This window comes from Chryseobacterium sp. Marseille-Q3244, from assembly GCF_940807095.1.
Taxonomy (GTDB): Bacteria; Bacteroidota; Bacteroidia; order Flavobacteriales; family Weeksellaceae; genus Chryseobacterium.
Map to the genome: position 1 here is coordinate 13229 of NZ_CALNWX010000022.1, position 25760 is coordinate 38988.

Below are 25760 nucleotides of genomic sequence, written 5' to 3' on the forward strand. Positions count from 1 at the left end.
AACCGGAATATACCATAAAAGGTTGAAAGAATGTTGCTCTTTTTCAGCCTTTTAGATGTTTTATCTGTGTCTTACCAATAACCAGCTTGAGTATTTTATTGAAACTGTAGAACCAAATTCTGTCCAGCTGATAAAGTACCAATAAGTTGCCGTAGGAGTATATCTGCCTCCCACTCTTCCATCCCAGGTAAATCGGTTTTCACGGGTACCCCGGAAGATTTCAGCTCCATATCGGTCAAAGATTCTGAATACCAGATTCTCATTAGCCATTAACGCCGAATAGTCTATTTGGTCATTACGCCCATCACCATTTGGAGTAATGGTATTGATAAGGTTAATAATAGCAAATTCCTTTTTTACTTCTGCGCACATTTTAGCGTCTCTTACCACTACATAATGAGGGCCTCTTGGTACATCATAGAAAATATTTGAAGATTGCCATACAATCCCATCCAAAGAGTATTCATAAGGTGGGTTGCCACCACTTGCACCAATTTTCACTGTTGTTCCGTCAATTTCAATGGAAGTGATCGTTGGGATGGTGTATTCTGTCACATTTACATGCTGTTTATAAGTACATCCATTAGAGGTAAGCTCTACCCAATAGCTGCCTGCAGGTACATTAGTAATGGAAGGGGTAGTGGCTCCCGTGCTCCATAAGTATTTGTCAAATCCCGGACCCGCACTCAGTGTTGTGGTTGTTTTAGGACAAATCATCTGATCTGCAAGAAGAGGCGAAGTTTTAGGAATTTTAATAGTAATTTTAATAGAGGCCACTTCCGGGCAAACACCATTTTTTTCAAAACGGATATAAAATGTTTGTGGGGTGGTAATATTGACTGTTGCAGCTAATGGATTGACATTGTTTTGTGCATCAGCTAAGGTTCCATGAAATGTAAAGGTCACATTGGGATCTAGTGTAAACAGAGGAATAAATTGGGAAAGATTTACTGTTTTTATTCCATCCAGGTCATCATCACATACATTTTCTGTGACTGCCTGACTTGCTAGTTTTATTCTGTTTCCGATACTGAATTGTAAAGGTTTAACAACAGGGGAGCATCCGTCAGGAGAATCTACTCTGATATAGATTGTTGTGGTTGCGGTATAACTCCAGTTATTAGGCAGTGTGTTAGCGTTTCCTGCATTGGCATGAGCCAAATTTGCATAGTATCTTACGGTAAAATAATTCGGATTATTAAGAACGATAGGAGTGATGTTAGTGAGGGTTATATTTACAGTTCCATCGAAATTATCATCGCAGAATGTCCCATTATAATTATCTGGTACAATGGCTTTATTATAAAAACTTAATGTTACTTGGGCAATGCTTTTACACCCAAGTGTATTTTTGATTACCACATAGATGATTGTACCATTTGCTGCGGAATAGGCATTGGGAGTAGTGATTTGGGCTGCAGGATTTTCTGTTTGTGCATCTGCCAGGGTTGGATAATAGGTTTTAGTAACAGGATTGTTTGTTGTTACACTGGCGGTTGTAAGGTTAAATGTTCCTTTTCCATTTACATCACAGGCAAATAATACAGCATTGGTAGCTATGATCGCTTTAATATTGATATTTACGGTTACTGTTTCACAGTCAGGGAAATCAGGGTCATTGCCACAGAAAGTATAGGTAAATGTATCAATTCCTGCTGTGCCGGGAGTATTGACAGTATAAGTAATGATTCCCGTGGTAGGATTTATTACCACTGTACCCAATGCTGGTGGAGAAGTGATGGCCACAGTAGAGGCCACAGGAACTTGTGTTGAATTACTGAAGGTTGGGGTAATTATTTGTGAAGTGCATACATCATAAGATGTTGTTGTCAGCTTCATACAATTTGTTACTTTATATTGTTCAGTAACCAAAGGAGCACAGCTTCCCATGGTAACAGAGCAAGTATAATATCCGGATTGGGTAGGAACAATTGAAGAGCTATTCGCTCCGGAAATTGCGATCCCGTTTCTGTACCATTGATAGGTATCATAAATGATGGGATCTATAGTAAGCTCAATTCCCGGAATACATGAACCTCCTGTTTTTAAAATAACGGGTTGGGTAGGAAAGCCCGCAAAGAAACCTCCGTATCCTACCGCGTCACTTCCTGCTGTAATTCCCGCAGTAATAGCTTTACTGGAAACGATTGTTATTGTTCCAGTCACATTGGGAATTCCATAAGTAACCCAATTGTTGGTGCCTGTCATATTGTAAGGACCGGTAGAAGCTGGTGGAGTTCCTCCATTTACGGTAACTATAGCTCCTTTTTCTGTAACAAGATTCAGCTTTGTGGGAATATTGAGAACTCCTGAAGGGTTTATATTCGAATGAACAAAGTTTTCATTGATAAGACCAAGCTCATTGATCTGCTTGGGAAGATAGCAATTTAATGCAGGAATGAAATTGAAACCTCCTGTAGCTACTTCATTTCCTGTATTCGAATCTCCTGCTAAAATCTGGTAAACATAGGCATTCTTAGAAGTTTTGATATATAAATTATAATGACCACCGCCCTGAAGACTGTATTTAGAATCAGGAATTACAAAATACTTCCCAGTATTCAATGTAGCGATAGGGGTTAGTTCATTATTTACATAGATCTGGGTATTATCCTGGGTAGCAATAATAACAGCTCCTTCCATATTGGCTCCAATACTTCCGTTACCTTTAACGAGAGCAAATTCATTTCCAAGCCTGTCAACAGGTACAGCCTGATCCATTAAAATATCAGAACTGGTAGGGAAGTTTCCAGCATATTGACCGTTGAAATTTCCATTAGTGACATTAATGGGTTTGTTTGAGGTGATTTTAGCTCCGATAAATCCATCAAAGTTTCCGGTACTGTTTCCAATACCATCAATAATATAGGATTGTCCTTTGTTTAAAGCGATGTTTATGGTAGGGTTGGTAGCCCCTGTAGTTCCGTTTGAGAATTGTACAAGTGGGCTGTAACCGGTAATGCTAACCGTAGTGTTATCTTCTGTTGCCAGAATACTGGTCATAAAATTCAGAATATCATTATTTACACTGATAGGAGCTGATGCTGCAAAGAAACTTTTTCCAGTGGATGGAATGCCCTTAGAGGTAATGATTTCGGCATGATTAAATACTGAAAATCTTAGGTTTGCATAAAATGGAAATTCTGCCTTCAGATATAATCCTTTTGTGGTAGGAGTAAATAAATCTGTCTGCTGTGTGGTAATGATATAATTCCTTAAGACATCAAATTTCTGAGGATTATTTTTACTGATGTTCACTGTTCCGATCAAAACATTATTGTTATAGATGTTTACAGGAAAAGGGGTTGTACGGCTGGTAGACAAGTAGAGCTTCTGATAAGGATTGGAAGCTCCAGATCGGTCTATCATGGGAGCAAACCAATGTTCTCTGTCTAATTGTGCAAAAAGAGAGGTGAATATGTGAAATATAAATAAAAAAGATAGAATTTTCTTCATTCAGTGATGGTATTTATCACAAATTTAATAATAAAAAGCATTGAAGTATTGAAAATGCAATAAAAAAACCACGATTTTGCAATCGTGGTTTTGAAAAATTTTAAATCTGGATGATTATTCTCTGTTTTTTACCATAATCCAGCCAGTATATTTTATCTCAGTCTTTTCTTTGTTAGATTCATTCCAGGAAACGTGATACCAATAAGTACCTGTTACAAGTTTTTTGTCGAAATGTCTTCCATCCCATCTGTAATTGTTAAACTTATTTCCGGTAAATATCATATTTCCATATCTATCATAAACAACAAAGCTAAGGTTGTCCTTGTAAGCAAGATCACTGTAATCGATGTAGTCATTGATGTTATCTCCATTAGGAGTAATGGCATTCAATAAATTAGGAACGGTAACTTCTGCTGAAACAGGGGTACAGTTGTAAGCATCTTTTACATAGAATTTATGTTGGCCTCTGGTTAATCCTGTAAAAGTGTTGGAATCCTGCCAGTTTGTAGTTCCGTCAACTGAATATTTGTAAGGGGCTTTACCACCTACTACAACTACAGTAGCTGTAGTGTTATTGATTTCAATTTGTTGAATAACCGGATCAACAGCTTTTCTTACTCTTACAACTTGGGTAATGAAACATCCGTTTTTCTCAAGAATTACACTGTATTCACCTACACCTACACCTCTGATTCCTGAAGTCGTTGCTCCCGTACTCCATTGATAAGAATCATATCCAGTACCTGCATCCAGATCCGTTTTAGCATCAATACAGATGTATTTATCTACAAGAATCGGGGATTTTTTAATAGGAAGTGGGATAAGTTCAATTTTTGCAGTAGCCTCACATCCTTGTTCAGTGGTAATTTTTACATATACTATTCCTCCTGTTGCAGGATAGTTGGTTGTTGCAGTAATTTCGTTAATTCCTGCAGTAAGATCTTTTAATGTACGGTAATATTTTTTTATTGCATTTCCGTAATCTGTAACGTTAGCTTTGGTCAGGTCAAAATAAGCATAAGGAGCTACATCATACCAACAAGCTTTAATAGTGGCATCCTTCACAATGAAAGGGACAACTGTAAGGTTTAGGGTAACTTCTTCACAATCCATAAAGTCTGGAGAGTCACCACAGAATGTATAAACAATTTTATCTGTACCTTCGAAATTAGGTTTCGGTGTATAGGTAATTGTACCATCCGGATTAAGTACCGCAGTTCCATTAGATGGAGGGGTAAGAATCTTTATAGTACTTATCACTGGAGTCTGTGTTGAAGAAGAGAATGTTGGGGTAATGACCTTAGTAGAACAAGCAGGCTCATTTTTAATCGTCTTCTTTAAACAGTTAGTGACTTTGTAAATAGGTGTTGTAAGTGATTGACACGCTCCCATAGTTACTTTTACCGTATAATAACCAGGTTGCGTTGGTGAATAGGTATAAGTAGTAGCACCAGAAATGGCAACGTCATTAAGAAACCATTGGTAAGTATCATACGTATCATCTACTTGCAGAACAATCCCGGGAACACAATCTCCTGATTTTTTAGCAATTACAGGAACTGATGAGAATCCTGCAAAATATCCGCCGTACCCAGCTGAACTATATCCGCCGTTAATTCCGGCAGTTACTGCTTTAGTAGAGGTAATAGTAAGGTTTGGAGGGAAGTTTTCTAATGAATAGGTTACCCATAGTGAATTTCCTGTTAAAGGGTATGGTCCTTGGGCTGCAGTAGGAGGAACTCCATTTACCAATACACTGGCTCCAACTTCAGTTACGATATTCAGTTTTAATTTAATAGTAGAAGTAATACCAGGCATTTCATTGATCTTCCCAATTTCGTCAATTTTTCTTGGTAAGAAACAGTTCAATGGCGGAATATAATTGAATCCGTTGGTCGCGTCGCTGTCAGTTCCTACAAATTGATAAAGGTATACATTCTTGGATGTGGAAACAAACATATTAGAATGACCTCCACCTTGAGCTACATAGCTGGTTTCGTTGATTCTATACCATTGTCCTGCATTTCGGGTTGCAATAGGAGTGGTGGATCCGTTAAGAAAAATTTCAGTGTTATCTTCTGTGGCAATAACAATCCCTCCCTCCATATTTAAGGTAGGATCTTCAGATTTACTTCTCACCATAGCAAATGTATTCCCTAATCTGTCTACAGGTACAGATTGGTCAAGGATAGGGTCAGAACCACTCGGACTGGTAGTGAAGTTACCATTACAGTTACCATTGGTAAGAGTTACAGGTTTACTTGTAACGATTTTAGCTCCAATAAAGCCTTTGTTATTAACCGCTGCATCATCCGTTTTTCCAGCAAAAATAAAGGATTGCCCTTTATTTAATACAAACGAATGACTTTGGCCAGGAGGATTTCCATTGATGAATTTTAGCCCGGGAGTATTCCAGGTTACTACAACACTCGTATTATCTTCAGTGGCAAGAATTCCTGCTGTAAAATTATCTGTACTGGCACCACTTTCCCTTGTGTTGGGACCGGCTGCTACGAAAAACTTATTACCAATACCTGCTTTCCCTTTACTGGTAATAATTTCTCCATGGGCACTTTGAGCAATTCGTAAACTGCAATAGAAAGGCTTTTCTGCTTTCAAATAAAGTCCTTTTGTGCCTATAACAAAAGCATCGGTTATTCCGCTGGCAGAGATAAGGCTTGGATCTTCAATATTATATGTTTGGGGATCTCCTTTAGCAATAGTAACAGTACCTATAAGGGTATTGGCACTGAATATTTGCACGGGAAAAGGAGTGGTAGAATCAGTAGATAAATACACCTTATTTTGGTAACCTCCAACGGGGTTGGTATAATAAGGTGCAATCCAGTGTTCAGTATCCCTTTGCGCGAAGAGGGTATTAATTGTAAAAAAAATTAGTACCAAACTGAGTAGAAATCTTTTCATGTGTATGGAATTAGGATTTCTACAAAATTAAAATAAAAAATCAAATACTTTTAATAAAATGTAAATAAAAGTTGAAAATTATTCCCGATTTTTAATTAAAAGCCATCCTGAATACGAAACTGGTAATTGAGTGTCTGGTTCAATCCATTTTATAACATACCAATAAGTTCCCGTAGGGAGATTTCTTCCGTTCGATTTTCCGTCCCAGATGTAATTCTTATCGGAAGATTTATACACAGGATTTCCATATCGATCTGAAACTTCTATGGATACATTTTGTTTGATTCCTAATTCTGAATAGTTCAGGGTATCATTAATACCATCTCCATTCGGAGTAATCGTATTGATAATATTAACAATCAGGAAGTTTTTAGTTACATGACGACATCCGTCAGCACCTAATACATATACCGTATGAGTCCCTTTATATAATCCTGTAAACACATTGGAAGACTGATAATCAAAACCATTTAATGAATATCTGTAAGGAGGAGTTCCGCCTGTTACATAAACCGTTGCTGTAGTACCAGAAACCTCTATTTTTGAAATGACAGGAGACTGAGCCGTATTAACTTTTACATATTGACGGTACACACATCCATTAGATCCAAGGTCTACATAATAATTTCCTGCAGAAGCACTAATGCTTTGGGCAGTAGCTCCATTGCTCCATAGATAGGATGAAAATCCAGGTCCAGCATCCAAAAGGATTTTGTCATTGGAACAGATGATCTGATCTTGAAGTGTTGTCGATTTTTTAGGTACTTTTAAATTAAGTGTTAAACTACCTGTATTGGCACATGCTGTATTGCTTTGGAATCTTATGTAAAAAGTACCTCCTGAAGAAGTAAGGATCTGTGATGCTGAGATTGGATTAGTTCCTGTTTGCGCATCAGCTGCAGAGGCATAAAAAGATAAGATAACAAGCGGATCAACGGTAAATAAACCTTTATAATCATTCAGATTTACTTGTTCAGAACCGTTAATATCATTATCACAGACATCAGCGGTTGCATTATTCGTAATCAATGGAATTTTATTTCCTATAGTAAAATTAATCTGTCCGAAGACTGGAGGGCAACTTCCAGTGTTCCCCGTTGCTCTTACATACACTGTTGTGTTGGCTGTATAGGTCCAGTTGGTAGGAAGTGTATTGCTATTTCCTGCAATCGCATCGGCCTGGCTAAGATAATATTTTACTGTAAAAATCGGTGAATTAGCCACAATCAGTGGAGTAACATTGTCAAAGTTGATATGTACGCTTCCATCAACATCACTTCCACAGCTATTAGCATTGAAGCTGGTAGTGTTGATAACAGGTATAGGAAATGTATTTAAAGTAATGGTCGCTATTTTAGAACATCCATAAAAAGTTACATTGGCATATACGTTCCCTGCAGGACCAGTATAATTTAGAGGATTGGCAATTGGCCCTGTTAAATTAGCATTGGTAAAATAAGTTATTGTAACTCCCGGAGTTTGAGTGACGCTGGCCGCTTGCAGATTGTAGGTTCCGTTTCCATTAGCTGCAGCACAGGAAAATAGCACATCATTGGTCACTTTTAAGATATGGGTATTGACTACAATTTTAAAATACTCAAACGCAGCAGGACTTCCATTGCCCTGAATATAATAAGTGAAGGTATCTGTAAAATCTGCAGCCATCCCTGCATTAGGAGTATAGGTAATTTGGCCTGTTGTAGGATTAATCGCAACTGTCCCATTAGTTGGTTGTACAATAATATTGGTGTTGGCAGGAACTACAGGTTGGGTTGAATGGGTAAATGCAGGAATAATTACTTGTGTATTACATGAGCCAATATCATAAGTTGTGGTTGTAATAGGTGGACAAGTTGTATAATCGTATTCTGCAGTAAGCCTGGTTTCACAACTATTTTTGGTGATTTTACAGGTATAGATCCCAGAACCATATAAGTCTGGGCTGATAGTAGAGGTGATAGCACCTGGGATTTCAACACCGTCACGGTACCATTTATAGTCATCATAGCCAGACTCTACTTGTAAAATGACTCCATTATAACAATCACCAGTTTTAGTAATCACCGGGATCGATGAGAATCCTGCAAAATATCCGCCGTATCCTACAGCTCCGTTTCCTGCGGCAATACCTGCGGTGACTGGTTTGGTTGATTGTACTGTAACGTTTCCTGTTATAGTAGGAATTGAGTAAGTAACCCAGTTTGGGTTTCCGTTTACTGGAGCAGGTCCGTTAGTTGTGATTGGATTTCCGTTAACTGTTACTGTGGCTCCGGTTTGGGTAATAATATTAAGTCTTGCAGTAAAAGAATCACTTCCTATTTTATTAATGAATCCAATTTCGTTGATCTCGGTAGGGAGAAAGCAGCTCAAAGGTGGAATAAAGTTCATCCCTCCTGTAGCATAAATATTCCCGGTGGAAGTTCCTGCTAGTAGTTGATAGACATATACATTATTGGTTGCGGAAATGCTCATGTTAAAGTTTCCGTTAGCCTGAGAAGTGTAATGCGTTCCCTGTACAACATAATGGTCACCTGCATTTAGGGTAGGTCCTAGTGGAGCACCATTTACCGTAAGTTTTGTATTGTTTACTGTGGCAACTACTACAGCAGCTTCCATTCCAGAATTTGCCGGACCGTTTCCTTTTACCATTATGAAGTCTTTTCCTAATCTTTCAACAGGAACAGACTGATCCATCAATACATCAACATTTGTGCTGTTTTGGGTTGTATAGATGCTGTTAAAGTTTCCGTTAGTGACGGATATAGGTTTGTTAGCAACAATTTTCGCGCCTACTAATCCTTTCAAGTTGTTGGTATTAAGGTCACTTTGCGCTTCAATGATATATGATTTTCCTTTATCAATGGTAAACGTTCTGGATGGAGCGGATACTAAGTCGGAGAAGACTACATTCTGATTATATCCTGATAACGTTACAGTCGTATTATCTTCAGTAGCGGTAATCCCAATAGTGGAATTTACATAAGGCTTGGCTGATGTATTGGGAGCCATTCCTACAAAGAAGGTTTTTCCAAGACCGGCTAGTCCTTTTGAAGTAATAAATTCTGCCTGATCCTTCACTGCAAATCTGTAGCTGGCAAAAAACTTTTTACTCCCTTTAACATGCAGCCCCATTGAAACAGACTTAAACAGGTTGGCTGCTGTAGAAGCAATCATCATATTATTGGATATAGACTGTTCTATAGGGTTTCCTTTACTGAGTTGTACCGAGGCAATGAGATTATTATTGTTAAAAATCTGTACAGTAAAAGGGACTGTTTCATTAGTAGACAGGTACAAATAACCTTTGGGAGTACCCTGAAGACTGCTTGCAGACATAGGAGCGAACCAGTGTTCTGTATCCAATTGGGCATTAACTAATAAACAAAAAAATGTGCAAAAAGCTAGTAGAAATTTTTTCATGCGTTACTATAAGGGCCGCAAATTTAAGTATTAATCATCACAATTTTATATAAAAAAAACTTGGAATTTTGATTTGCTTTAGAATTGTTGAATATTTAAAATTTGCTTCATTTTGCGTTCATATTCATTAAGATAATCCATAAAAAAATCCCGGTGAATAATTTCACCGGGATTCTATATTTTAAAAAGCTGGATTATAAGCTTACTCTTATAAATCCTGTTACTTTTAGATCTGCATTTACAGATTTTACATAATCAGCAACTGAGATACTAGAGTCTTTAATGAAGTCTTGGTGTACCAAAGTGTTGTCTTTGTAGAATCTTTGCATTTTACCTTTCAAGATATTATCGATGATGTTTGCAGGCTTACCTTCTTCAGTAAGTTTATGTCTTTCGATCTCTAATTCTTTGTCGATAGTTTCTTGAGAAACTCTAGTTTCGTCAAGAGCGATTGGGTTCATCGCAGCAGCTTGCATAGAAACAGATTTAGCAACTTCATCAGCTCCGTCTACTTTTGCAGAAAGAGAAGTAATTGCAGCAATTTTGTTTCCTGCGTGGATGTAAGCTCCTAGGAATGGTCCTTCGATTCTTTCGAATGTACCAATTTCGATTTTTTCACCGATAACACCTGTCTGCTCAATCAATTTCTCAGCAACAGTCATTCCGTGGAAATCTGTAGCTAATAATTCTTCTTTAGTAGCAGCGAAGATTGCCATTTCAGCTAATTCGTAAGCTAGCTCGATGAAAGCTTCGTTTTTACCAACGAAGTCAGTTTCGCAGTTTAAAGAGATAATAGCACCTAAAGTGTTATCTTCGTTTACTCTTGCGATTACAGCTCCTTCAGTAGATTCTCTGTCAGCTCTGTTAGCAGCAACTTTTTGTCCTTTTTTTCTAAGGATATCCACTGCTTTTTCGAAGTCTCCTTCTGCTTCAACTAGAGCTTTTTTGCAGTCCATCATACCTGCACCTGTTTGGTTTCTTAATTTAGCTACATCTGCAGCAACTGGTGTATAAGACATAATATCTATTATTTTTTATTTAAGATTAGTATTAATTTTTAGCTTAATTTTAGAGCAGTGCAAAGATAATGATTTTAATGATAAACTAAAAAATGACTTTTCACGTTATTAATATATTTAATACTATTTTAAAGATTTGATTAATGAAAAAAATCTTCCTTCTCCTTTTTGTAAGCATTTTTGCGCTTGGTTTTTCTCAAAAAAAGAAAAAAACAAAATCTAAAGCTGTTGTTGAAAAAGAAACAGTGATTATTTATACGGAGCAGGAAGCAGAGGTCTCAAAAGAAACAAGAGTGATTGCCGGTTTTATTAAACAAAATCCTGGACATGCACGAACAGATTTCTTTAAAAAAAGGTTGATGGATATTATCATGGCTGATAATTCACCTGAAGCAAAACCTACCATAAGGCTGATCAGCAAAGAAAAAATTGAAAATATTGTTAAAAATAATGAGCTGAATAGCGGGAAAGTAATGGCTGCCAATAAAGCATCTACTGCCAATAATAGCAAGAATGCGGATAAAGTAAATAATGCCATCAATGCATTGAAAGAAGAAAGATTGGCAAACTATGCTTCAGCAGGGACTGCAAAAAGTGCAGGTTCTTCGGTGAAATCGGAACCTAGTGAAGCGAATAAGAAGACAGCGGCCATGCTTACACACCTTTTTAATAATGACATCAATAAGAATGAAGCGTATATCAATATTAAAAACAGATCAAGCTGTAATCTGATCGTGAAAATAAGTGGTAAAAAATATTATAATTTAAGTGTTCCTGCCCGAGGGGAAAACTTTATTTTGATTGATAAAGGAGAATATGTATTGACTACAATGGTGTGTGATGCAAAATATTCTTCACTGAAAAAAATTACTCAGGATATAGAGATTGCTCTCAATATTGCTGATTAATGAAGAAGAAAACTAAAATAAAAAAGGTTAAGAAATTTTCTTAACCTTTTTTATTTTTTATCCTTTAAACTGACCCATCGCAATGAATTTATCCTGTCTCTGGGTTTCAAGCTCTTGTCCTGTAAATTTAGAGAACGCTTTGATATTTTGTAAAATAGAATTTTTCAAGTTCAAATAAGTGGTCTCCTGGTCGTAGTGAGCACCTCCTAGGGGTTCCTCAATAATTCCGTCAATGAACTTTTCTCTTAAAGCATCCTGAGGAGTAAGGTTTAATGCATTAGCAGCATCTTCCTTATGATCCCAGTTTCTCCATAAGATAGAAGAGCAACTTTCTGGCGCAATTACCGTATACCATGTGTTTTCCAGCATATATACTTTATTACCTACACCTATTCCTAATGCTCCACCACTTGCTCCTTCTCCAATAATGTAAGTGAAGATCGGCGTTTTCAGCTGAACCATTTCAAAAATATTTCTTGCAATCGCTTCACCTTGTCCTCTTTCTTCAGCTTCTAATCCTGGATAAGCTCCCGGTGTATCCACTAAAGTTACTACAGGAATGTTGAATTTCTCAGCAAGCTTCATTAGTCTTAAAGCTTTTCTGTATCCTTCAGGATTTGGCATCCCGAATCTTCTATGCTGTCTTTCCTTAGTTGTTCTTCCTTTTTGAGTCCCTATGATCATTACTCTCTGACCATCCAGGGTCATCAATCCTCCAATCATTGCCGGATCATCAGCGAAATTTCTGTCTCCGTGAAGTTCTAAGAAACTGCCTTTGTCTGCCATTCCGTGGATATAGTCCAATGTATAAGGACGATCCGGGTGACGGGACAGTTGTACTCTTTGCCAAGGTGTAAGATTGCTATAGATTTCTTTTTTCTTTTCTAAAATCTTATCCTCAATCTGGCTGCATGCTAATTTTACATCAACACCACTTTCTTCTCCTACTAAAGAACACGTCTGGTATTGGTCCATCAATTCTTTGATAGGAAGTTCGAAACTTAAATATTCCATTTCTTGAAGTAAATTAAATCTTTCAAATGTATGAAAAATTATGGTAATTTTATTTAAAATTATTTATAGCATTGCTTATTCTGGCGATACTTTCCTCTTTTCCAATGATTTCCAGAATGTCCGGAACGTCTGGGCCTTTCAATTCTCCTACCAAAGCTAAACGAAGTGGCATCATTACTTTACCCATTCCCAAGCCTTTATTTTCCGCGAAATCATGCATCGTTTGCTTTATTGTTTCTGCAACGAAGTCTGTAGATTGGAATAGGGTAGCCAATTCTCCTAAAATAGCAGATGTTTCGTCATTCCATGCTTTTTTAGATGCTTTTTCATCATATGAGGTTGGGGCTTCAAAGAAGAATTTTCCGTTTTCATAGATGTCTTTAGGGAAAGTAGCCCTTTCCTTCATCAGAGGAATTACTTTTAATAGCTTTTCGTCAGAAGCATTGGATAAATCAAGGCCTGAGTTTTTAAGCATTTCAAGAAGTTCTTCATCTGACTTCATCTGAATGTACTGATGGTTGAACCATTCTGATTTTTCTTTGCTGAATCTTGCTCCTGCCTTGTGAACTTTATGAAGATCAAATTCCTTAGCCATTTCTTCTAAAGAAAGAACTTCTTTATCATCTGCCGGAGACCATCCTAATAATGCTACCATATTGATGAATGCATCAGGAAGGTATCCGTTTTCTCTGTATCCTTTAGAAACAGCACCTGTTGCAGGGTCTTTGAAGTCAAGCGGGAATACAGGGAATCCAAATTTATCACCATCTCTTTTGCTTAATTTTCCTGAAAGCCCTTTCTTTAAAAATTGCTTTACTGCAGCAGTTAGTGGATTATCTTTATCATTTTCGCCCAACATAGATTTGAATCTAGGGCTTTTTACTTCCGCAAAGAATGATTTGATGATCGGTGCAGACTCATCGAAAGAAAACTGACCATTCTTCACCACAAATTCATCGGTGAAAGATTTTGTGATCTCATCAATATTATCTTTGTTGATTAACGTTGAAACATCAGGCTTTAATATTAATGAAAGGTGAGCAAATTGCGGCGCTTCCCAGCCCATTGCTTCATATAATAAAGTATGCAGTCCTAGAGATGGCAGCCATTCTTCTCCACGGATTACATGAGAAATTTCCATTTCGTGGTCATCAATGATGTTAGCGAAGTGGTAAGTTGGCATTCCGTCATTTTTTACCAGAACTTTATCATCTAACGTATTGGTATTAACCGCAGATTTTCCACGGATGATATCTTCAAGATTCAATACTCTGTCTACAGGCATTTTGAATCTCACCACATATGGTGTTTTTTCATCCAATAATTTCTGAACTTCTTCCTCAGAAAGCGCAAGACTGTTTTTTAAACGGTTTCTCGTTTTATTATCATAAGAGAAAACTTCTCCGTTTGCTTCGAATTCTGCACGTACAGCATCTAATTCTTCCGGAGTATCAAATGCCATATAAGCATAATCTGTTTTCAAGATCTGCTCAGTATATCTGTCATAAATATCTCTTCTTTCAGATTGTCTGTAAGGGGCAAATTTTCCTCCTTTCTTAGGACTTTCATCAGGGATGATTCCACACCATTCTAAAGCTTCTTCAATGTATTCTTCAGCTCCTTCTACATATCTGGCGGTATCTGTATCTTCAATTCTTAATACAAATTCTCCCCCTTGATTTTTAGCAAAAAGGTAATCATATAATGCAGTTCTTACGCCTCCCAAATGTAAAGGTCCGGTAGGACTTGGAGCAAAACGTACTCTTACTTTCTCCATTTCAATTTAAATTTTGGTGCAAATTTACTTAAAGTAACTTGAAAAATAAATTGTTTCATTTGATTATGTAAGAAAAGCATAAAAAAAAACTATCTGAAAACAGATAGTTTTTTTATGTTGAAAAGTTTTTATTTAATAGATATTTGTAATGTCCTCTACGGCAATTTCGTGTCTTTCAGAATCATTTCCTTCAAGAATAAAAGTTGCATAATAGCGGGTACCATTTATTGCATGCGTTTTTTTAATGATTTGAAGTTTAAATCTAGGATTTGAAACGGTTCCAGAATATGTATTTGTAGACCATATAGCATTTCCTGAAACATAGGGCTGTGCTTTGTATAATACCAAATTACCATCGGTTTGTGCATTTAAAAAAGGTTGAGCCACACCATTACCCAAATTTGTATTGGATGCCCATTTTACAGGATGAGGTACTGGTCCCCAAAAATTGATAGGACTTGCATAAAGGACCAGGTTAGAATCAAATTGAAGATCTAGATGTAAGTTCACATTTCCGTAGTTTAAAACTAAAGATTGCCCAGCATTAAGGCTTGATATTCTGTGGCTTTCAGCAAGTACCTCAGTCTTTGTCAATGAAATTTTTTCCTGTGCATTCATATTTTTGGCAGTTTGTACAGGGGTTTGCTCCGTCATTGAATCGGTTTCTCTTGAGCATGATGTGATGGCTAACGTTAATAAAGTTAAAGTTGAAATTTTTAATAGTTTTGTCATGGAAATTTATAATTTTCCGGCAAAGATAATTAAATTTCTATATTCGGTGAATAAAATAATATTAATTTTGTTAATAATGATGGGCGTTTGTATGAATATCTACACTTGTATTAACTCACTTATTTGAGATTTTAAATACTTCCAAAGGCATACTGTCAACAATGAAATAAGTTTCAAATCCATTAAATATTTCAGATAACTGTAACCTTATCATATTTGTAAAACTCACTAATTTTCTTCTTCGACAATTATCAACTATTCTTTCAGTCTTGCTTATAAAAACTTCTAAAATTCTTTCGTAATTTGCTCTCAAGTTATAATTTATTTTTCTAAAAAAGAGATCTTATAGCACGTTCAACTTTATAAATGGTTTTGTACGTAAAGGTTTTTTTTATTTTTTTTAAGGTTTGGCGAAGATTGAATACATGCTCTATTTCTGCCAGAGACATATCAGAATTCAACATTTGACCATAAATATCACGATGTTTGGTGAAAATATGCCATTCCATCTGATGTCGTTTTACTTTACTTTCATGTAAAGATTTTACCATAGAATCTTCTCTTTGTCTATAAAAGAACTGGATAGAATCTAATTGTACAACAATATCATCTTTCCTTAAAAGCTGAACCCAGAATTCCCAGTCTTCATATCCAAGTTTCATATCCGTGTCATATCCGGAAGTTTTTAAGTAATCTTCTTTTTTGAAAATAGCAGAACAAAAGATATGATTTAAAAATAAAAGCTTTTCATAATTGTATTCCGGAAGATCCCAAAATTCATTTTTAGCCCCGAAAAACTCTGCTTTGCAATACACCAGCTTGGGTTGCGGATTCTTTGTAAATTCTTTCTCTGCCAGTTCGAGATATTGTGTTCCTATTCTATCATCACCATCCAGTGGAAGAATAAGAGTTCCTTTTGCAAGTTTAATTCCATTATTTCTGCTTGCAGAAAGACCCTGATTGTGTTGATTGAGTTTAATAAAACGGGGATCTTTTTGACAATATTCATCAATGATTTTTTCAGAATGATCTGTGGAACCATCATTTACAATGATACATTCCCAGTTTTGAGACGTTTGAGCCAATACAGAATCCAGTGTTTCACTCAAATATTTTTCCTGATTGTAGCAAGGAACAATTATGGATGTTGTTATCATTGGTTTATTGTACGTTTGTTAGTGAATATATTGCTTAACATTAAAAGGATATATTGGAAAGGAAACTCTTTTTTTGTTTTTCTGCTAAGCTGTTCAATTTTTTCCAAATCTACAGAAAGCCCTTTCTCTAAAATGTCTACAAATTCTTTTTTGAGGGTATTGCTCTGAAGAATTGCTTTCTTTTTGTTATAATTAGTAATGGTTACTTTAATTGCTCTTTTATATTCATCGAACTTAGACTTTCGGTAAACGGCAGTTAAAGCTTTTAGATTCGCAATAGAAAGTTTAAAGAAGTTTAAACCTACCTGCTGATCTTCGTGAATTCTATAATAAGTCAGTTTTTCATTATGAAAAGAAAAGGAAGAAGAGTAGGATGAAACCAATGCAATCCACTCATCATGGTGGAAATCATGATACACCGGAATTGGAAAAAATTGTGGAATAAAGTTTTTTCTTATGGCCATGGTGGCTCCGGTAGCAATATTGGTAATTGAACTGATGATTTCAAAATAATTATATTTAATTTTTTCCTCATTCAATACATTAGGAATGTCCCAAACCGAAATCCTATTGCAGTCTATCTCATTATTGAGCAGGCAACAGCCGTTGGTTGAAATAACATTGGTATCAGGATTGTTCCTGAAGTAAGAAATAATACTTTCCACTTTATTTTCCTGCCACAGATCATCCTGATCGCTTAGAAAGATAATATCATTATTACATAGAGAAATAGCCTTTTCGAAATTTTTTACACTTCTTAGATTTTGCTCATTAACATGAATCTGAAATAAACCAGGAAATAAGGAATCATACTCTTTCAAAATAGAAAGCGTCATATCAGTAGATCGGTCATCACAAACTATAATCTCGTCTATTTTATAGGTTTGATTGATAATCGAATCTAGCTGTTCTTTTAAATATTTTTCACCATTATAAGTGCAAAGAGCAACAGATGTTTTCAATTTTCTTTAAAATTTATAGGTTGATAAGGCTGGTCATTAAATACATAACGGATCCAATTGCTGAAAGCGTATTTTTTATAAATATCTGGAGCGACTTCCACGTATTCTTTTTCTAGAAAAGGAATAATATCATCATAATTTTGCCCTTCCCAAACCAAAATATTATTTGGATGATAAAAATCGTAATTTTTTACTTCCGGATTATTGGTAATGAGTTTCTTTTTAAAACACAACGCTTCAAATACTCTGAATGATAATCCATTATGTATGCTGGTGTTATGGAACTCCAACAGGTAATTATATTTTTGAATCTCATAGATCATCTCAGAATATGTGAGGATTTGAGTTCTGATTTTTACAGGAGAATCAACCAGTTTTTCAGGAATATTACTTCTGGTATATACTATCTGAATATTGGTCTCAATTTTTTGTTTCTCAAAATAATCAGCAATAGAGATTATTTCATCAATTCTGTTTTCTAAATAACTTCCCAGGAAAAATACTTCATCTTTAGAACTTTTATCAGACTTTTCGTAGCTGTCTATATAAAAATTTGTAGTAGGAAATAGATTGGAATATTGATCTCTATACTGAAAATAATCATCTTTATCAAACACGAAAAAACGATCGAAAAGTTTTATATAGTCAACAATTCCTGGATATCTCTGGAAGCCGTCCCACTGATAGGCTGTAAAAATTTTGGATTTTTGCTTCAACAGAGCCAGTGATTCCTTGGTAAAATAATCAGGACGAATGACAAGAGTATAGTCTAAAGGCTCCTTTATATGGGCTAGTTTTTCTAAAAGTTGCTCAGAGTGTCGTCTAACTCTTAGCTGAGATTTGAAATTTTTATTTTTAAAAAAGGTTTTTTGTACGAAATTTGATAGCTTTTCTCCAATATTTTTATATTTGAAGTCTTTATCAGTTAAAACTAATAATTCTACGTTATAATTATTAAGTTCTAAATTTTTTACAATACTGTTGTATAAATTAAAGTGATGAGGAATTAATAGTGCTATTTTTTTTTTCATCCAAAATTTTAAACAAAAATAATAAATATATATTTGCAAAAAAAATATGAAAAAGAAACTTTTGATCGATCTTGAACGCCTCCGATATCCTAATTCAGGGATTGCGAATGTATTCAGAAATCTGGCAAAAGGTTTACAGGAGGAGAATTCTAAGTTTGAAATATTTTTTTTCGGGAAAAAAGAACAGCTTGAGGAATTCGAGCCTAAGCCTAATTGTGTTTTCTGGAATAAAACCCATCGTTTTTTTGAGCGTTTTAGCGGCGAGTTTGATCTTATTCATGTAAGTCACCAGCTGTCCTCGTACTTTCATAGAAATTATAAAAGCACAATAAAAATTGTTACTCTGCATGATCTGAACTTTCTGTATGAGAATCTTTCCAATTCTAAAAAGAGAAAAATGCTTGGGAAAGTTAGAAGTAATGTAAAAAATGCAGACTATATTGTTTGTATTTCTGAGTATGCAAAAGAGAGCTTTATTCGCAATAAGAGGCTTTTTAATTTTACTAAACTAAAAGATGTTGTGGTTATACACAACGGAATTGATCTCCCAGCAGATAGAGAATATCAGTTGGGTAAATACGGCTATTTAAAAGATAAAAAGTATATTTTAAACATTGGAGTGCTTTTCAACAAAAAAAATCAGTTGACTTTGGTTGAAATGCTTCCTTATATAGAAGAAGATCTTGTATTTATTGCTTCAGATGAGAAATTATTGTACGGGCAAGAAGTGAGAACAAGAATTAAAGAACTGCACCTGGAACAAAGAGTCCATTTTCTTAAAAATCTTTCTGAGGAAGAGAAATATGCAGTAATTCAGCATTCCGAAGCCATGTGCCATCCTTCTATTGCAGAAGGTTTTGGGATTCCGCCGATTGAAGCTATGGCCTTTGGTAAGCCTGTATTTCTTTCAACATATACGAGTCTTCCTGAAATAGGAGGAGATAAAGCTTTTTATTTTGACAGTTTTGAACCGAAATTAATGGCTCAGCTGTTTCAGGAGAAAATGGCTCTTTACCATAGCAATGAAAAAGAAATGAGCCAGGAAATAAAAAATTGGACAGAGCAATATAGTTATACCGCAATGTCCAATAATTATCTTAAGTTTTATGAATCTGTTCTGAAGGAAAATTAAGCTTTATATTCCAGAATAGTTTTTTCAATAATTTTTACACAGTCTAATAATTGCTCTTCCGTAATAACCAAAGGTGGTGCTAATCTGATGATGTTACCGTGTGTTGGTTTTGCAAGCAATCCGTTTTCTTTTAACTGTAAACAAAGATTCCATGCTGTAGAGCTGTCCGGAGTGTCATTGATTAAAATAGCATTTAAAAGACCCTTTCCTCTTACTTTGGTAATAAGATCTGTTTTTTCGATCAACTTATTGATCTCAGCTCTGAAAATCTGACCAAGCTCTTCTGCTCTTTCAGATAATTTTTCATCAGCTACTACATCTAATGCAGCTACAGCTACGGCACAGGCAATTGGGTTTCCTCCGAATGTAGAACCGTGTTGTCCCGGCTTAATCACATTCATGATCTCATCATTGGCTAATACTGCTGATACTGGGTACATTCCTCCTGAAAGGGCTTTTCCAAGAATTAAAATATCCGGTTGTACATTTTCATGATGACAAGCAATCAGTTTTCCTGTTCTTGCAATACCTGTCTGCACTTCATCGGCAATGAAAAGGACATTGTATTTTTTACACAGCTCAGAAGCATTTTTAAGGAAGTTCTCATCCGGAACATACACTCCTGCTTCTCCCTGGATAGGTTCTACAAGGAATGCTGCAATATTTCCTGCTTCTCTGCTTAATACTTCTTCCAGTGCGGTAATGTCATTGTAAGGAATTTTGATAAACCCTGGGGTAAAAGGTCCGTAATTTTGGTTAGCATCAGGATCATTGGAGAAAGAAACAATAGTGGTTGTTCTTCCGTGGAAATTATTTTCACAAACGATGATCTTTGCAGCATTTTCTGAAATACCTTTTACTTCATAGCTCCATTTTCTGGCAAGCTTCACCGCGGTTTCTACGGCTTCAGCTCCGGAGTTCATCGGTAATACTTTGTCAAACCCGAAAAGAGTTGTGATCTTCTGCTCGTATTCTCCTAATTTCGAGTTGTAGAATGCTCTTGAAGTTAAAGCCAGTTTTTTAGCTTGTTCTACCAAAGCTTCTACAATTTTAGGGTGCGAGTGACCCTGATTCACAGCAGAATATGCTGAAAGAAAATCATAATACCTTTTGCCCTCTACATCCCAAACGAAAACACCTTCTCCGCGGTCCAGAACTACTGGTAGAGGATGATAGTTATGCGCTCCATGTTTGTCTTCAAGGTCAATAAAGTACTGTGAATTTTTTGTTGTTTCTGCTGTTGACATATTGTTGGTTTTTTACAAATTTACGCAATATTAATGAGATCAATGAACAAATACCTGATGCAGTCAAAGATCAGAACTGAAGTAAATTTTGAGGCAAAATATAGTGGGATCAGAGAATATTTTCTTTGCTGGTCAATTGTAGCAGGTATTATATCTTTATAAGAAGCGGATTTTTCCAGATTAATTTTCATTAATCTGGAAATGGGTTGAGAGTGAGAGAATTATATTAGGTAGAGGTGAAAGCTATCAGTTTTTTTGATTTTCTGGACAGATTCAGATATATTGTTGTTTTTTTAAAAATAATAAGCGAAAAACTCCCTGAAAACTGAATAGGAGTCTCTTATTTCAAAATAGAGCGGACTTGAACCTTCAATATTTTCAACATGATGCTCCCTGAACAGTTTTTTGATTCTGGTCTGATGATAAAACTGTGAAACTGAAATAATACTGCTATACTTTAGGCTATCAGCAATTTTTATGGTATTGATAACGGTCTTCTCAGTGTTGTCTCCAAAGTTATCCACAAGAATTTTATCTGAAGGTATTTTATTTTTTACCAGATACTTTTTCATTTCCGTGCCTTCCCAGTAACCTTCTTTGCCCAGACCACCACTAACCAGGATCTCTTTGATTTGGTTTTTCTGATAGAGTTCAATACTTTTATCTAATCTTGCTTGTAATCGTAGAGAAAGACTGCCATCTTCGTTCACTTTATTCCCGAAAACTACAGCAAGGTCTGCTTTTTGTTTAGAATTCGTAAGCCCATCATAAGTAATATACAGAGCATGAATCATAAACCAGAAGAAGCCGGCTATCATAATTGATTTTAAAATTTTGGTCAGCATATCTTGTTATTAATATATACGAAAATAAAAAACTGCCCCAAAGAGAGGCAGTTTAAAATTTTTATTTTAAATAATCTTAATGATTATCATATTTCTTATCCATTACAAAATCCTCCATGAACTTTGTAGTGTAGTTTCCTGCAAGATAATCTTCATTATCCATCAGTTGTCTGTGGAAAGGAATCGTTGTTTTTACTCCTTCAATATAGAATTCCTCAAGTGCACGTCTCATTTTTGCAATCGCTTCCTCACGGGTTTGAGCCGTAGTGATAAGCTTAGCAATCATAGAGTCGTAGTTAGAAGGAATGCTGTATCCGGAGTATACGTGAGTATCTACTCTGATTCCGTGTCCGCCAGGAATATTTAATCCTGTGATTTTTCCTGGAGACGGTCTGAAGTCTGCATATGGATCTTCTGCGTTGATTCTACATTCGATTGAATGTAATTTCGGGTAATAATTGATTCCTGAAATAGGAGTTCCCGCCGCAAGAAGAATTTGTTCTCTGATAAGGTCATAATCGATAACCTGTTCAGTAATAGGGTGTTCTACCTGGATTCTTGTATTCATTTCCATGAAATAGAAATTTCTGTGCTTGTCTACAAGGAATTCGATAGTTCCTACTCCTTCGTATCCAATAAATTCAGCAGCTTTTACAGCAGCATCACCCATTTTTTCACGAAGTTCGTCAGTCATAAACGGAGAAGGTGTTTCTTCCGTTAATTTTTGGTTTCTTCTCTGTACAGAACAGTCTCTTTCAGAAAGGTGACAAGCTTTACCAAATTGGTCACCTGCAACCTGAATTTCGATGTGTCTAGGTTCTTCAATCAGTTTCTCCATATACATACCTCCGTTTCCAAAGGCAGCTACAGCTTCCTGAATTGCAGACTCCCAGTGATCTTTAAGGTCTTCAGCTTTCCAAACGGCTCTCATCCCTTTACCACCACCACCGGCAGTTGCTTTAATCATTACAGGGTATCCTGTTTCTTCAGCAACTTTTACAGCATGCTCATAAGATTCAATCAATCCGTCAGAACCAGGTACACATGGTACACCTGCAGCTTTCATGGTAGCCTTGGCATTGGCCTTATCTCCCATTTTCTCAATCTGCTCAGGAGAAGCTCCGATGAACTTGATTCCATTCTTTTGGCAGATTCTTGAGAAGTTAGCATTCTCTGATAAGAATCCATAACCTGGGTGAATCGCATCAGCATTGGTAATTTCTGCTGCTGCAATAATATTAGGGATTTTAAGATATGAGTCTTTGCTCATTGCAGGACCAATACAAACAGCTTCATCAGCAAATCTTACGTGAAGACTGTCTTTATCAGCAGTAGAGTATACCGCTACGGTTTTGATCCCCATTTCTTTACAAGTACGTAGAATACGCATTGCAATTTCGCCACGATTGGCTATTAATATTTTCTTGAACATCTCTCCGAAATTTTAAATTATAAATTTTGAATTTTAAATTATTTTAAATGAAAAGACTTCATCTAAAATTTATAATCTTTAATCTAAAATTCCTTAAGATGGATCTACTAAGAATAATGGTTGGTCATATTCTACCGGAGTAGCATCGTCAACTAAAATTTTAACGATTTTTCCGCTGACTTCAGATTCAATCTGGTTGAATAACTTCATTGCTTCAATAACGCAAACTACTTTACCAACAGAAACTTCATCACCTACATTTGCAAATACATCTTTATCAGGAGATGGTTTTCTGTAGAATGTACCAATCATTGGAGATTTGATCGTTATATATTTGCTGTCATCAGATGCAGCTTCAGCTTTTTCAGCAGGTGCAGCAGCAGGAGTTGCAACAGGTGCTGGAGCAGCTACTGCTTGTGGAGCTGTGTGGTATACTGCAGGTTGTGCATAAACAGCATCGCTTCCAGCTAATGGAGTTTTAATAGTGATTTCGAAATCTTTAGTCTTGTACTTCACTTCTGAAACTTCAGCCTTAGATACAAACTTGATAAGATTTTGTATGTCTTTAATGTCCATAAATTTGATATTTGATTTTGATCCAAAGATACCAAAAAAACGTAAAAAACAACAAAAAACCGCCAAATTTTATCAAAATTGGGCGGTTTTTGTATTAAAATGAGGCTTTTTCAGTGAAAAGCGACTCTTAGTTTTCTTCAGTAGCAGCTACTTCTTTTTCCAATACTACTTTACCTCTGTAGTACAATTTTCCTTCATGCCAGTGAGCTCTGTGGTATAGGTGAAGCTCTCCTGTTGTTGCATCTTTAGCTAATTGAGGAACTACAGCTTTGTAGTGAGTTCTTCTCTTATCTCTTCTTGTCGACGACTGTCTTCTCTTTGGATGTGCCATTTTCTAATAACTTTTTTAATTGATGAGCGATGAGATTCATCATCTCATCATATTTAAATTATTCTATTTAATTATTGTCTCTTAATTTTCTTAAAGCATCCCATCTCGGGTCGCTTTCATGTTCTTCTTCTTCAGTTTCCTCAATTTCTTTTGGACTGAACTGGTCAAGAATTTTTATATCTTCATCACTTACATTCGGTGATATTTTTTTCATCGGGATAGAAAGCATGACATTTTCATATATCAAATGTGCGATATTAAAAGCATGATCTCCTGTAGGAATTGTAATGACATCTTCATTGCTGTCATCGTATTCTTCCCCAAAATTCACCAAAACTTTGATTTCATTCTCAATAGGATAGTCGAAATCTTCATTTGTGATATCACAAACCAACTCAACCAATCCTTTTATTTTAATCTCAAATTCCAGAAAAGTAGTATGCTTATCAAGTAATGCCTGTACTTCTATTCTAGGATTTGTAAATTCCTGCTCAGTGTCAAATAATTGAAAGAACGTATTATCTATCTCAAACTTGAACTCGTGTTTCCCGTTTTTAAGTCCGGAAAAGCTTACGTCATAGTTTCTTAACTTGTCCATAAAATGAGTGTGCAAAAATATGCATTTTTTTTATAATAACAAATAAAATCTAAAACAAATTAATTTAAAATTTGTTTTAACGGTTTATGCTTCAGTTTCCTCAGGCAGATCCTCGTCAATTCCGTTGTCAACAGCTATTTTTCTTGGCTGAAGGCGGTTGCTCATCAGCTCGTTGTATTCACTTCTGTTGTTGAAAACTTTAATAGCTGTGAAGATCGCTTCTGTAAAACTTTGTTCATCTGCAATGTTTTTCCCCGCTATGTCATATGCCACTCCATGATCCGGAGAAGTTCTGATAAAAGGAAGGCCTGCTGTATAATTTACACCTTCTTCATAAGCGAGAGTTTTAAACGGAGCTAATCCCTGATCGTGATACATTGCTAAGACTGCATCAAAGCTTTTGTATTTGTTCGGCTGGAAGAAGCTGTCTGCCGGGAAAGGTCCGAATGCCAGAATTCCATTATCCGAAAGTTCCTGAATAGCCGGGCTGATGATTTCTATTTCTTCGGTCCCGATTACTCCTCCGTCTCCTGCGTGGGGATTTAATCCCAATACGGCAATTTTAGGTTTTTGAATGCAGAAATCTTCAATAAGTGTCTGGTTCAATACTCTGATCTGCTTTTTGATCTTTTCCTTGGAAATGTTCTCTGCGATCTGAGAAATAGGAATATGATGGGTAGACACCGCTACTTTAAGACCTTCTGTCACCAGAAACATTAATCCTTTTTTACTGAATTTTTCTTCAAAATATCCAGTGTGTCCGGCATGCTTAAAGCCCATTTTTACCATTTCATCCTTGTTGATGGGAGCGGTGACCAAAACGTCAATGTCTCCTTTTATCAAAGCTTCCGTTGCAGCTTCTAAAGAATCAATAGCCATTTGAGTAGATTCTTCTGTAGGAACTCCCAATTCAACGTTAACATTTTCTTTGGTTAGGTTCACCATATTCAGTTTGCCGGCTTGTGCCTGGGAAGCTTCATTTACATAGTTGAAATTAAGATTCAGCTTAAAAATGTTTTTTTGATAAGTAAATAATTTTCCGGAACCAAAAATTACAGGAGTGAAAAAATCCGTAATGGTTTTGTCTGTCAGAGACTTCATGATGATCTCCGGACCGATGCCATTGAAATCACCGATTGAAATTCCTACTCGTACTTTATGGTTTTTTGGGCTCATTTTGATTATCTTTGAAGATTAT

Annotated in this window: 19 protein-coding genes and 1 pseudogene; 2 read left to right on the top strand and 18 right to left on the bottom strand. The window is 36.0% G+C overall.

Annotation, left to right across the window (positions count from 1 at the left end):
- Positions 1-60: 60 nt before the first annotated feature.
- The 4 genes from NBX25_RS22865 to tsf all read right to left on the bottom strand — a co-directional run bounded on the left by NBX25_RS22865 (position 61) and on the right by tsf (position 10820).
- Positions 61-3456 (bottom strand): FIDD domain-containing protein, encoded by a 3396-nt coding sequence (locus tag NBX25_RS22865; protein ID WP_250255583.1) that lies wholly within the window; start codon positions 3454-3456, stop codon positions 61-63.
- A 114-nt stretch (positions 3457-3570) separates the two neighbouring features.
- The gene (locus NBX25_RS22870; RefSeq protein WP_123909870.1) at positions 3571-6381 is read right to left on the bottom strand and encodes a T9SS type B sorting domain-containing protein; all 2811 of its coding nucleotides are present in this window, start codon (positions 6379-6381) and stop codon (positions 3571-3573) included.
- A 78-nt stretch (positions 6382-6459) separates the two neighbouring features.
- The gene (locus tag NBX25_RS22875) at positions 6460-9744 is read right to left on the bottom strand and encodes an FIDD domain-containing protein (protein WP_250255584.1); all 3285 of its coding nucleotides are present in this window, start codon (positions 9742-9744) and stop codon (positions 6460-6462) included.
- A gap of 251 nt (positions 9745-9995) precedes the next feature.
- Positions 9996-10820 carry a translation elongation factor Ts gene (gene tsf / locus NBX25_RS22880; RefSeq protein ID WP_065395353.1) on the bottom strand — a complete coding sequence of 275 codons (825 nt, stop codon included), beginning with the start codon at positions 10818-10820 and terminating at the stop codon, positions 9996-9998.
- Positions 10821-10963: 143 nt separating this feature from the next.
- Between tsf and NBX25_RS22885 the strand changes: the two genes are divergently transcribed.
- Positions 10964-11728 carry a DUF6759 domain-containing protein gene (locus NBX25_RS22885; protein WP_250255586.1) on the top strand — a complete coding sequence of 255 codons (765 nt, stop codon included), beginning with the start codon at positions 10964-10966 and terminating at the stop codon, positions 11726-11728.
- 57 nt (positions 11729-11785) lie between these two features.
- Here NBX25_RS22885 and NBX25_RS22890 read toward each other — a convergent pair whose 3' ends face one another.
- From NBX25_RS22890 to NBX25_RS22915, 7 genes and pseudogenes are all read right to left on the bottom strand, one after another.
- A complete protein-coding gene (locus NBX25_RS22890) occupies positions 11786-12742 on the bottom strand; it encodes an acetyl-CoA carboxylase carboxyltransferase subunit alpha (protein WP_123857973.1) in 957 nt (318 codons plus the stop codon).
- A 49-nt stretch (positions 12743-12791) separates the two neighbouring features.
- Complete coding sequence (gene gltX / locus NBX25_RS22895) at positions 12792-14519, bottom strand: glutamate--tRNA ligase (protein ID WP_250255588.1); 1728 nt, start codon at positions 14517-14519, stop codon at positions 12792-12794.
- A gap of 132 nt (positions 14520-14651) precedes the next feature.
- Entirely contained in the window at positions 14652-15251 is a 600-nt protein-coding gene (locus NBX25_RS22900) for a hypothetical protein (RefSeq protein ID WP_123909874.1), read from the bottom strand.
- Positions 15252-15375: 124 nt separating this feature from the next.
- A pseudogene (locus NBX25_RS24950) lies at positions 15376-15531 on the bottom strand (IS982 family transposase); the annotation flags it as partial.
- Between the two features lie 49 nt (positions 15532-15580).
- The gene (locus NBX25_RS22905; RefSeq protein WP_250255590.1) at positions 15581-16408 is read right to left on the bottom strand and encodes a glycosyltransferase family 2 protein; all 828 of its coding nucleotides are present in this window, start codon (positions 16406-16408) and stop codon (positions 15581-15583) included.
- Entirely contained in the window at positions 16405-17370 is a 966-nt protein-coding gene (locus NBX25_RS22910) for a glycosyltransferase (RefSeq protein ID WP_250255592.1), read from the bottom strand. The genes NBX25_RS22905 and NBX25_RS22910 overlap by 4 nt, the downstream gene beginning before the upstream one ends.
- Positions 17367-18401, bottom strand: coding sequence for a WaaS/CpsH family glycosyltransferase (locus tag NBX25_RS22915; RefSeq protein WP_250255594.1), 1035 nt, complete (start codon positions 18399-18401; stop codon positions 17367-17369). Before NBX25_RS22915 ends, NBX25_RS22910 begins: the two co-directional genes overlap by 4 nt.
- Positions 18402-18447: 46 nt before the next feature.
- On the opposite strand from NBX25_RS22915, the gene NBX25_RS22920 reads away from it, so the two are divergent.
- On the top strand, positions 18448-19533 hold the full coding sequence (locus NBX25_RS22920) for a glycosyltransferase family 4 protein (protein WP_250255596.1): 1086 nt from the start codon (positions 18448-18450) through the stop codon (positions 19531-19533).
- Here the strand turns inward: NBX25_RS22920 and rocD are convergent.
- The 7 genes from rocD to pdxA form a co-directional block, all read right to left on the bottom strand.
- The gene (gene rocD, locus NBX25_RS22925) at positions 19530-20780 is read right to left on the bottom strand and encodes an ornithine--oxo-acid transaminase (RefSeq protein WP_250255597.1); all 1251 of its coding nucleotides are present in this window, start codon (positions 20778-20780) and stop codon (positions 19530-19532) included. The two genes, NBX25_RS22920 and rocD, sit on opposite strands and share 4 nt — an antisense overlap.
- A gap of 293 nt (positions 20781-21073) precedes the next feature.
- Positions 21074-21598: a YdcF family protein gene (locus NBX25_RS22930; protein ID WP_250255599.1), complete on the bottom strand. Its 525-nt coding sequence runs from the start codon at positions 21596-21598 to the stop codon at positions 21074-21076.
- Positions 21599-21701: 103 nt separating this feature from the next.
- Positions 21702-23057: an acetyl-CoA carboxylase biotin carboxylase subunit gene (accC, locus tag NBX25_RS22935; RefSeq protein ID WP_123857964.1), complete on the bottom strand. Its 1356-nt coding sequence runs from the start codon at positions 23055-23057 to the stop codon at positions 21702-21704.
- Between the two features lie 93 nt (positions 23058-23150).
- Positions 23151-23633: an acetyl-CoA carboxylase biotin carboxyl carrier protein gene (accB, locus tag NBX25_RS22940; protein WP_123909880.1), complete on the bottom strand. Its 483-nt coding sequence runs from the start codon at positions 23631-23633 to the stop codon at positions 23151-23153.
- Between the two features lie 127 nt (positions 23634-23760).
- Positions 23761-23964, bottom strand: a complete 204-nt coding sequence (gene rpmF, locus NBX25_RS22945) for a 50S ribosomal protein L32 (RefSeq protein ID WP_002976251.1) — start codon at positions 23962-23964, stop codon at positions 23761-23763.
- Between the two features lie 67 nt (positions 23965-24031).
- Positions 24032-24562, bottom strand: coding sequence for a YceD family protein (locus tag NBX25_RS22950; protein ID WP_123909881.1), 531 nt, complete (start codon positions 24560-24562; stop codon positions 24032-24034).
- Between the two features lie 84 nt (positions 24563-24646).
- Positions 24647-25738 (bottom strand): 4-hydroxythreonine-4-phosphate dehydrogenase PdxA, encoded by a 1092-nt coding sequence (gene pdxA, locus NBX25_RS22955; protein ID WP_123909882.1) that lies wholly within the window; start codon positions 25736-25738, stop codon positions 24647-24649.
- Positions 25739-25760: the final 22 nt, after the last annotated feature.

Coding starts and splice junctions, on each gene's coding strand:
- NBX25_RS22865 (WP_250255583.1), bottom strand. CDS start 3,456: ATGAAGAAAATTCTATCTTTTTTATTTATATTTCACATATTCACCTCT.
- NBX25_RS22870 (WP_123909870.1), bottom strand. CDS start 6,381: ATGAAAAGATTTCTACTCAGTTTGGTACTAATTTTTTTTACAATTAAT.
- tsf (WP_065395353.1), bottom strand. CDS start 10,820: ATGTCTTATACACCAGTTGCTGCAGATGTAGCTAAATTAAGAAACCAA.
- NBX25_RS22885 (WP_250255586.1), top strand. CDS start 10,964: ATGAAAAAAATCTTCCTTCTCCTTTTTGTAAGCATTTTTGCGCTTGGT.
- NBX25_RS22890 (WP_123857973.1), bottom strand. CDS start 12,742: ATGGAATATTTAAGTTTCGAACTTCCTATCAAAGAATTGATGGACCAA.
- gltX (WP_250255588.1), bottom strand. CDS start 14,519: ATGGAGAAAGTAAGAGTACGTTTTGCTCCAAGTCCTACCGGACCTTTA.
- NBX25_RS22900 (WP_123909874.1), bottom strand. CDS start 15,251: ATGACAAAACTATTAAAAATTTCAACTTTAACTTTATTAACGTTAGCC.
- NBX25_RS22905 (WP_250255590.1), bottom strand. CDS start 16,408: ATGATAACAACATCCATAATTGTTCCTTGCTACAATCAGGAAAAATAT.
- NBX25_RS22915 (WP_250255594.1), bottom strand. CDS start 18,401: ATGAAAAAAAAAATAGCACTATTAATTCCTCATCACTTTAATTTATAC.
- NBX25_RS22920 (WP_250255596.1), top strand. CDS start 18,448: ATGAAAAAGAAACTTTTGATCGATCTTGAACGCCTCCGATATCCTAAT.
- rocD (WP_250255597.1), bottom strand. CDS start 20,780: ATGTCAACAGCAGAAACAACAAAAAATTCACAGTACTTTATTGACCTT.
- NBX25_RS22930 (WP_250255599.1), bottom strand. CDS start 21,598: ATGATAGCCGGCTTCTTCTGGTTTATGATTCATGCTCTGTATATTACT.
- accC (WP_123857964.1), bottom strand. CDS start 23,057: ATGTTCAAGAAAATATTAATAGCCAATCGTGGCGAAATTGCAATGCGT.
- accB (WP_123909880.1), bottom strand. CDS start 23,633: ATGGACATTAAAGACATACAAAATCTTATCAAGTTTGTATCTAAGGCT.
- rpmF (WP_002976251.1), bottom strand. CDS start 23,964: ATGGCACATCCAAAGAGAAGACAGTCGTCGACAAGAAGAGATAAGAGA.
- NBX25_RS22950 (WP_123909881.1), bottom strand. CDS start 24,562: ATGGACAAGTTAAGAAACTATGACGTAAGCTTTTCCGGACTTAAAAAC.
- pdxA (WP_123909882.1), bottom strand. CDS start 25,738: ATGAGCCCAAAAAACCATAAAGTACGAGTAGGAATTTCAATCGGTGAT.